General features: G+C 44.0%; 6 protein-coding genes. 5 read left to right on the plus strand and 1 reads right to left on the minus strand.

Translation table 11 applies throughout. The annotated features are described in order from the left end of the window. Nucleotides 1–2 precede the first annotated feature (2 nt). The 4 genes from V6M43_RS02835 to fusA all read left to right on the plus strand — a co-directional run bounded on the left by V6M43_RS02835 (nucleotide 3) and on the right by fusA (nucleotide 5,367). Nucleotides 3–1,724, plus strand: coding sequence for a GMC family oxidoreductase (locus V6M43_RS02835; protein WP_332732518.1), 1,722 nt, complete (start codon nucleotides 3–5; stop codon nucleotides 1,722–1,724). Between the two features lie 31 nt (nucleotides 1,725–1,755). Further along, complete coding sequence (locus tag V6M43_RS02840; RefSeq protein WP_332732519.1) at nucleotides 1,756–2,325, plus strand: gluconate 2-dehydrogenase subunit 3 family protein; 570 nt, start codon at nucleotides 1,756–1,758, stop codon at nucleotides 2,323–2,325. A gap of 186 nt (nucleotides 2,326–2,511) precedes the next feature. Further along, complete coding sequence (locus V6M43_RS02845) at nucleotides 2,512–2,925, plus strand: hypothetical protein (RefSeq protein ID WP_332732520.1); 414 nt, start codon at nucleotides 2,512–2,514, stop codon at nucleotides 2,923–2,925. Nucleotides 2,926–3,222: 297 nt separating this feature from the next. Beyond that, nucleotides 3,223–5,367, plus strand: coding sequence for an elongation factor G (gene fusA / locus V6M43_RS02850; protein WP_332732521.1), 2,145 nt, complete (start codon nucleotides 3,223–3,225; stop codon nucleotides 5,365–5,367). Nucleotides 5,368–5,522: 155 nt separating this feature from the next. On the opposite strand, the gene V6M43_RS02855 is transcribed toward fusA, so the two are convergent. Next, on the minus strand, nucleotides 5,523–6,620 hold the full coding sequence (locus tag V6M43_RS02855; RefSeq protein ID WP_332732522.1) for a C1 family peptidase: 1,098 nt from the start codon (nucleotides 6,618–6,620) through the stop codon (nucleotides 5,523–5,525). A 672-nt stretch (nucleotides 6,621–7,292) separates the two neighbouring features. Here V6M43_RS02855 and V6M43_RS02860 point away from each other — a divergent pair. Continuing rightward, a partial coding sequence (locus V6M43_RS02860) for an immunoglobulin domain-containing protein (protein ID WP_332732523.1) occupies nucleotides 7,293–9,626 on the plus strand: 2,334 nt, incomplete at its 3' end.

A 9,626-nucleotide genomic window follows, 5' to 3' on the forward strand; every position in this document is an offset into this window, starting at 1 on the left:
ATATGCCCGGCGATTCAACACATGTGAATATCAATGGTTCTGCAAAAGAGGCCAATACCTATGACGCTATTGTTGTAGGCAGTGGAATCAGCGGGGGATGGGCAGCCAAAGAACTCTGCGAAAAAGGACTCAAAGTGCTGATGCTGGAGAGAGGTCGCCCCCTTGAACATATAAAGGATTATACAACGGCCAATAATCACCCCTGGGAAATGGCACATCGTGGAAAGGTCAGTGACCTGCAACGAAGAGATTATCCAGTGATTGCACGTGGCTGGGCGCTGAATGAGCCTGTGATGGAATACTGGGCAAATGAAGAAGAAAATCCATATACGGAAATTCAACCCTTTACCTGGTGGCGTAGCTACCAGATGGGCGGGCGATCCTTATTGTGGGGAAGACAAAGCTATAGATTGAGCGATCTTGATTTCATGGCCAATGCTAAGGATGGACATGGAATCGACTGGCCAATCCGGTATAAAGACATCGCCCCCTGGTATGATCATGTGGAACGTTTTGCAGGTATCAGCGGATCGATGGAAGGCATTCCACATTTACCGGATGGACAGTTTCTGCCCGCAATGGAATTGAATTGTGTAGAAAAAGATGTTGCAGCCAGGATAAAAGATCGCTTTCGTGACCAGCGCCGGCTGATCATTGGCAGAGTTGCCAACCTGACTGCTCCCATTGAGGGACGAAGCAAATGCCAGTTTCGAAACCGGTGTTGGGAAGGTTGTCCTTTTGGTGGTTATTTTAGCACACAATCTTCTACTTTACCCGCAGCACAGAAAACAGGTAATCTCACTGTAAGACCCTTTTCTATTGTAACGAAACTTGTTTATGACAAGAATAGTAAAAAGGCTACGGGCGTGGAAGTACTGGACGCAGAGAATAATAAGACATACACCTACAATTCTAAAATTGTATTTCTGTGTGCTTCGGCATTGAACTCAACATGGGTCCTCTTTAATTCTGCTACCGATATCTGGCCGGGAGGATTAGGCAGTAGCTCAGGAGAGTTGGGGCATAATGTTATGGACCATCATTATAATCTGGGTGCGAGTGGCAGGGTTGAAGGGTTTGAAGACAAATACTATTATGGACGGAGGGCAAATGGTTTTTATATTCCGAGGTTCGTAAATATTAATGGCGACAAAAGAAAATATTTGCGAGGATTCGGCTACCAGGGTGGTGCAAGCAGAACGGGCTGGAGTAGGGAGATAGCGGAAATGTCAGTTGGAAAGGAATTTAAAGATGCCCTCACGGAACCCGGAAACTGGACAATTGGAGCAACAGGATTTGGAGAAATATTGCCTTATCATGAAAACAGGATATTATTGGATAAGGAACGTCACGATAAGTGGGGGCTCCCGGTATTGGCCATGGATGCAGGACTTAAGCAGAATGAAATGGATATGCGGGAAGATATAAAAAATGAATTGGTGGCCATGCTGGAATCAGCGGGCGTGAAAGATGTTCGCACTTATGATACCGGACATGCTATGGGGCATGGTATTCATGAAATGGGAACAGCAAGAATGGGTCGTGATCCTAAAACTTCTGTACTCAATGCATTTAACCAGGTTTGGGATGCAAAGAATGTATATGTAACAGATGGGGCAGCTATGACATCATCAGCCTGCCAGAATCCATCATTAACTTACATGGCTCTTACAGCAAGGGCGGCTGATCATGCTGTGTCTGAATTAAAAAAACAAAACTTGTAACTGCAATCAATAACCGAAAAACTGAATTATTATGAATAGAAGAGAAGCCGTATCTGCGGTAGCGGTATTACTGGGTGGAACTATTGTTGGTTCAAATATGTTCCTTACCGGTTGTAAAACTGCTGATAAGAAAGCTGGTCTGACCGACTTTAGTACTGATCAAATCGCCTATCTGGATGAGGTGGCAGAAACCATAATCCCAACCACTGATACGCCTGGAGCAAAAGCTGCAAAGGTAGGTGCATTCATGAAGGTGATGGTAACAGATTGTTATACCGAGGCCGATCAGAAAGTTTTTGTGGATGGAATGGCTGCACTTGAAACAGCCAGTGAAAAGCAATTCAGCAAGGGCTTCATGAAGCTTGATCCAGCACAGAAAAAAGAACTGTTGACAGCTCTTGATAAAGAGCAGAAGGAATATCATTCTTCCAAGAAAGCAGAAGATCCTGCGCATTATTTCCGCATGATGAAGGAACTGACGCTATTGGGATATTTTAGTTCAGAGATCGGTGCTACTCAGGCACTGCGCTATGTTGCAGTACCCGGTAAATACGAAGGCTGCATTCCTTATAATAAAGGAGATAAAGCCTGGGCAACTTAAAGAGCATGTATTGAAATAGAAAAGCCACTGCATATGCGGTGGCTTTTTTTATTTCGGGGTTGAATACAATATCAACTTGCGTTTTCCGATTCTGACGATGGTGTTTCAACCATTGGAGACTCCACCATTGGAAGTGCAGGTTGCTCAACCGGTGCTGCGGGCTTTTTAGAACTCCTTGACTTTGAAGTGGCTTTTTTAGCTGGTGCTTTTTTAGCCGGAGCCGATTTAGCTGCTTTTGGAGCGGCCGCTTTTTTTGGAGCTGCCTTTTTAGCGGCTGCTTTCTTGGGAGCTGCTTTCTTTGGAGCTGCTTTTTTCGGAGCCGCCTTCTTGGGAGCCGCCTTTTTTGCTGCTGCCTTTTTTGGAGCTGCTTTTTTTGGAGCTGCCTTTTTAGCCGCTTTTTTCATCGGAGATTTCTTGGGAGCTGCTTTTTTTACTGCTTTTTTAGCCACTTTTTTAGCTGGCGCTTTTTTAGCAACAGCCTTTTTTGCTGGTTTTTTAGCTACAGCTTTTTTTGCTACTGCTTTCTTTACTGCCTTTTTGGCCGGAGCTTTTTTGGCGGCCTTCTTTTTTGTGGGCATATTAATGCGTGATTTTGAGTGAGAAATGGGTTAATAAACTTTGATTTCTAAATTTACATCGCTTGCACCTATCTACCAATATGTCAGTCACTTTTATGTATAGTTTTTTTAAAAGGTGGATAACATGTTGGTTTCGTAAAATACTTCAGTTCTAAAGCCAGATACTAATTTCTTTAACTTATTAACAACGCTTATAATTTCATTACTAATACCTACCTTTGCGCTCCAAATTGGGATTGGTGACGATTTTCGTCAGTTTTTCCTGTTTGACCGGCTCCTTGCCGGTGATGAAAAAGGCTTAACATTTTAACATACAACAATGGCAGACTTAAGATTTCAAAGAAACTTTGGTATTGCGGCCCACATTGATGCCGGCAAGACCACTACCACGGAGCGTATCCTCCGTTACACCGGTATGATTCACCGAATTGGTGAAGTGCATGACGGTGCCGCTACTACCGACTGGATGGAGCAGGAAAAAGAAAGGGGTATCACAATTACCTCTGCAGCCGTTAGCTGTCAGTGGAATTTCCCTACCAATAAGGGTACTGCGGATGCCAATACAAAGAAATATTCTTTCAACATTATTGATACTCCGGGCCACGTTGATTTTACTGTAGAAGTAGAACGTTCCATGCGTGTACTCGATGGACTTATCGCTCTCTTTTCTGCCGTTGATGGTGTGGAGCCTCAGTCTGAAACTGTTTGGCGCCAGGCAAACCGCTATGGCGTTCCCCGTATCGGATTCGTGAATAAGATGGACCGTTCGGGTGCCGACTTCCTCAACGTAGTAAAGCAGGTGAAGGAAATGCTTGGTTCAAAAGCTGTTCCTCTCCAATTACCTATTGGTGCTGAAGATGATTTTCGAGGAGTTGTGGATCTCATCAAGATGAAAGGGATCATCTGGCATATGGAAACAGAAGGAATGACCTTTGATGAAATCGAGGTTCCTGCTGATATGTTAGAAGAAGCACAGGAGTGGAGAGCCAGCCTCGTTGAAGCAGTAGCTGAGTATGATGACAAATTGATGGAGAAATTTTTCGATGATCCAAATTCCATCACTGAAGATGAAATGCATGAAGCAATCCGTAAAGCCACCATCGACCTTAGTATTGTGCCGATGATGTGCGGATCTTCATTTAAGAATAAAGGTGTTCAGACAGCGCTTGATGCTGTTTGCCGTTACCTGCCTTCACCTGTTGATATTCCTGATACACAGGGTACAGATCCTGATTCAGGTGAGCCTGTTTTCCGTAAAGCTGATCCCAAGGCACCTTTTGCTGCCCTCGCCTTTAAGATCATGACCGATCCATTCGTAGGTCGACTTGCATTCTTCCGGGTTTATTCTGGTCACCTTGATGCCGGTTCTTATGTACTTAATGTAAGAAGTGGTAAGAAAGAAAGGATCAGCCGGATCATGAAAATGTTCGCCAATAAGCAGAACCCTATCGATTTCATCGAAGCTGGTGATATCGGAGCAGCTGTTGGTTTCAAAGAGATCAAAACAGGTGATACGCTTTGTGATGAAAATCATCCTATCACCCTTGAAAATATGTTTATCCCTGAACCGGTAATTGCTGTTGCAGTAGAACCGAAAACGCAGGTTGACGTTGATAAGATGGGTATGGCCATTGCCAAACTCGTTGAAGAAGATCCAACGCTCAGGGTTAATACAGATGAGGAAACAGGACAGACCATTCTTCGTGGTATGGGTGAGCTGCACCTGGAGATCATCATTGACAGGATGCGTCGTGAATTTAAAGTTGAAGTAAACCAGGGTGCTCCGATGGTTGCTTATAAAGAGGCTTTCTCCGGTCGTGTTGAACACCGCGAAACCCTTAAGAAGCAAACAGGTGGTCGTGGTAAATTCGCTGATATCGTTTTCGAACTTAGTGCCGCCGATGAAGAATGGCTGGCAGCTAATCCAGGTCAGGGATACCAGTTTGTAAACGATCTTTTCGGAGGTTCTATCCCACGTGAATTCGTTCCTGCTATACAGAAAGGATTCCAGCTCGCGATGGTAAATGGTGTACTCGCCAGTTATCCGGTTGTGAACATGAAGATCCGTGTATTTGATGGTAGCTTCCACGCGGTTGACTCCGATGCGATGTCATTTGAACTTTGTGCAAAGCAAGGTTTCCGTGAAGCAGCACGTAAGGCTAAACCAGTTCTCCTGGAGCCTATCATGAAAGTTGAGGTTGTTACACCAGACCAGTACATGGGAGATGTAACAGGTGACCTTAACCGTCGCAGGGGAATGATGGAAGGAATGGATAGCCGTGCTGGTGCACAGGTTATTAAAGCAAAAGTACCGCTGAGTGAAATGTTCGGTTATGTAACACAGTTACGTTCCCTTTCTTCAGGTCGTGCTTCTTCTACCATGGAGTTTTCTCATTATGCTCCGGCACCTAATAACATCGCTGAAGAAGTGATCGCTAAGGTGAAAGGGAAAGTGAATGCCTGATAATTATTCAGATTATAGCAAAGCCATCCGAAAGGATGGCTTTTTTTATGCCCTAATTTTTACAACTCTCTGCAACCGCTACCTGAACATTGCCATATAAAAAGACCGCCTCAGTAAATGAGGCGGCCTTTTTAAATTAACTATCTAATGTTTGATTAGAGCTTGATCGAATAAAGGTCATAACTTATAGAAGGAAGAAAATCATAAGCGATCCAGATATAACCGGCATCTCCCCAGGTAGTACCCCATTGGTTAACTGCTTTATAAGCTTGCTTAGCATCATCATAACCTACTATCGTCATGGCATGCGGACCATAGAAAGTAGTAGAGTAGGTATTCCAGATTGTTCCAGGCTTATAATTGTAGAAGTTTGCATCTGCAGTAAAGGTCATGATGAGCGGATGCTTAGCTGCCAGCATTTGTTTCATCGCAGTACGATCACTTGCAAGTACACGAACATAGGAGCTGATGCGGTAATTGGCCGCTTCAGCAGTTTGCGTACTGGTTGGCAAAGTAGTACAACCATTGCTTGTTGAATAAGGCATGGTATTCCAGGTGCAGCTTCCTTTGTTTACCAGGAAGTTCAGAGTTGTGATCAATGCAGATCCGCTGGCACAACTACTGCTCACCTTGGTTTGGTTATAAACAAACTCCGGACTGAAAATATTGGAAGACAAACTGAAACTGGTAGCACCAGTCTTATAATACTGTTCAATAGATCGTGCGTTATAAACGGCCGCGAAAGTAACACAGGTTGATTCACTTCCCTGGTTGGCAACTGGCGGAGCGGGCATTATAAAACTTGCCGGAATAGTTGTTGGAGGTGGAGGCAGAACTTCAGGGTCTGTTGGTACCGGCGCTGTATCCGGACAGCCATCTGTATCCTGGTAGCCGTTAAAGGTTTCTTTCTGGGTAGGGCAGGCATCATTTGCATCAGCAATGCCATCGGCATCTGCATCGGCAGCAGGTCTGGGTTTGCCACCCTTGGCGCCAGTGCCACCACCTTTTGCACCCAATACTGCATCTCCGGTAGTAAAGGAATTAAACTTTCCAGCGGCATAATCAGCCGATACAACTGCCTTCACTTTCATGATTTCGGCAGCATCATCGAAAATTGCTCCCAGTGATCTTTCAGTACTTGGGCCTTCGGATATTGCTTCCTGTTGATCACTAATTTCTTTCTGGCAGGAACTCAGGCTTCCCACAATGATCAGTGAGATGCCTGCAAGGCTTTTCAATTGGATTTTTCGCATACGTATCGATTTTAATTATAGGGTTTATGGGAAAAGCGCACTAATCCCTTTAAATGGAACAATGTTTTGTTTGGTTCAATAATGTGCTTGGAAAAGGTCAAAAGAAGTCTTGACAGGGGGACTGTTTTTGGTTTTCACAGGCACTTGAATCAGTCTCACTCTATAACCAATAAATATGCCAATGAATTGCGTGAAAATGGCCGTTACTATTGAGTTTTGACCATTTTCTTAAACCCTGAACCGGGGTCTGTTCCTGGGTGAAATGTATTAGCGCGGGTATTGATTTCTTAATGTACTGTTAATAAATGTGAAATAAAAATAATATGAATGCTTTTCGGGTATAACTGTACGTTAGTAGTCATTCGTCGAAAATTGATAATCGTCAAGAATTTTATTTTCATTTTTTTCCACAATCTGTTGAAAAGGGATATTTGGGCTTATATCATCGAATTGCATCAACGTTGCATAAATATATGTTTAACATACTATTGACAATGCGGTAAGCTTATCACTATATTTGGGTCCTATTCTATTATCTCCTGATAAACCTTGTCCACGTACCGTCTTGAATCTATTCTGTTGATCTCCTCTTAACGCCTTTTTCAATTATCCTGGGTAAGCCATGCGCCTGCTCTGCGCAGTAGTATTTTTTTCATACATAAAACTTATTGTATGGTCCCCATTTTTACCCAAAATGGTGCAGGCCTAAAAGGCGTGCATCCGTATGAGCGTACATCCACGCGATGTTGTTCAAAAACCCTATCAGGGAGTCCCGGCGCCGCTTTGCGGGTCATGCGGGCTTTCATTTTTAGTTTTCTACTGCTATTTGCCGCGTCGCCGCTGTTTGCACAGCCGGCGTCATCGCCATGTACGGCACACCGATGGTTTGCCGGTGATGGTTGGCGGAAAGTAGGAGGGGAGTGGGTTGCAGAAGTTGCGGCGTCTCCAAATCTTCAGCCTAAGGGCATTGTAAGATGTGCTTCCTCTGCTGAAACAGAATCCCAACTTGAGGCATTTGCAGGAATTTATAATTCTGCAGATTTTGCCATTGGGTCGCTTCCTAATTTGGGAGGCTTGCCATGTTTCAACCAGGAATCAGAGTTAAGGGATGCAATTGTTGCAGGACCAACGCAGGGTGAAGAAATTGTTTGGTTCAACTTTGACATCAGGCCACTTGCCGGAACTTACCAGTTCCAGATCGTGACCAATGAATCGGTTGGCTGGGCACTTTATTATGTTGATCCGGTAAATGCAGCGCCTACACAGGTTACTGCAGGTACTTCTTTTCCAACTTATACGGGTTACCCCGATTATGGAAATGCTAATCCGGCACTTAATCTTTCAGGAAATTGCAATACGCTTATTTATGCGGATTGTGGTTTAAGCGGTAACGGTTGGTCAACCATTACCGTTCCGTCATTTAAGAAGCCAACCAACTATTACCTGGCCATGTGGATGGCAGACCCCGGTGTTGGCGAAGGTAAGTCTACCTTCCCTGCAAGTATGAACCTTGTGTATAAATCACGTTATGGTTGTGGTGGATCTACCTGTACTATAGAAAATGATGGATACACAACAGAATGTGCAGAGAATGGAGAAACCTATACTGTTTGCCATAACGTAGTAGGTAGTGCTGGTAAGTGGGCATTGGTTGACAATGCAGCTGCTGGTCAGGAAGCATCTTTCTATTCAATTACTTTATATGATCAGAATGATGTTCAGATCGGCGTTCCAATAACAAGCACTGATCTTGGAACAACACCTCTTAACCTCATTTTAGGAATCATTCCTGATGGTGCTGTAAAAGCCAAGATATGTGCAACATATCCATATGGCACAGCCTCTAACCTGGCACTTGTTCCGGATGGTACTTATTCTACCGGTAATGATTATGTGCAGTGTGCTGATGGATTAACATTACAGTCTCCATCTCCTGTTAAACCAACAGTGGATGCTTCTATCAGTGCAGGAACAGGTGTTTCTGGTCCAACAGAAGGCAACACCTGCTATACACTCAATATTATCCAGGGTAATTCAGTTACATTAACTTCCACTGCAAGTGAAGGTGCAACTGTTACATGGTCATTTGATCCAGCCCAGGGTGATGTAACTTTTGTGGATAATGGAGATGGTACTGCATCATTCACTATTAATGGAATTGTTCCAGCACCTGCTAATATTTATACATTCACTGCAACTGCGACCTATGAAAATGGTTGTAGTTCCTCTGACCAGGTATGCCTGGTGGTGAATAGTGTATTGCCATTGTGTGCAATTACAGGTCCTGCAGATGCATGTGAGGGTACAGCTAATCTTATTTATAGTTTTGACGGAACATATGATGATTGGGATGATGACTTCGATTTCACCTGGTCAATCATTAATGAGGTTGGTGCTGATGCAACTATTGTTGGAGATGCTACAAATGTTTCAAGCATTGAAGTAAGTGTAACCGGAAACGGAACATACACAGTTCAGTTAACAATATTAAGCAAAGGTATCATCAAAATCGGACCTCCTCCATGTACGATTTTAACCACTATCAATCCAACTCCTGATGCACCTGGTGTTGAGGGTGATGACAATTGTGGTGCCGGTGAGGTTAGCCTTTCAGCCAGTGGTTGTGAAGGTGGAACACTTAACTGGTATGATGCAGCTGAAGGTGGAAACATTGTATACACCGGATCAAACTATTTAGTAGAGTTGACAGAGACTACCAGCTTCTGGGTGTCTTGTACATCTGCTGACGGTTGTGAAGGACCAAGAACAATGGTAACCGGAACGATCTATGATATTCCTGCAGCGCCAGGTGTTGATGGCGATGACAATTGTGGTGCCGGTGAGGTCAGCCTTTCAGCCAGTGGCTGTGAAGGTGGAACACTTAACTGGTATGATGCAGCTGAAGGTGGAAACATTGTATTCACCGGATCAAACTATGTAGTAGAACTGACAGAGACCACCAGTTTCTGGGTGTCTTGTACATCTGCTGATGGTTGTGAAGGACCA

This window comes from Flavihumibacter sp. (genome assembly GCF_036676075.1).
Classification (GTDB): domain Bacteria; phylum Bacteroidota; class Bacteroidia; order Chitinophagales; family Chitinophagaceae; genus Flavihumibacter.

Excerpts from the sequence above, each read along its gene's own strand:
- V6M43_RS02855 (WP_332732522.1), bottom strand. The coding sequence starts at position 6,620 with ATGCGAAAAATCCAATTGAAAAGCCTTGCAGGCATCTCACTGATCATT.
- V6M43_RS02840 (WP_332732519.1), top strand. The coding sequence starts at position 1,756 with ATGAATAGAAGAGAAGCCGTATCTGCGGTAGCGGTATTACTGGGTGGA.
- fusA (WP_332732521.1), top strand. The coding sequence starts at position 3,223 with ATGGCAGACTTAAGATTTCAAAGAAACTTTGGTATTGCGGCCCACATT.
- V6M43_RS02835 (WP_332732518.1), top strand. The coding sequence starts at position 3 with ATGCCCGGCGATTCAACACATGTGAATATCAATGGTTCTGCAAAAGAG.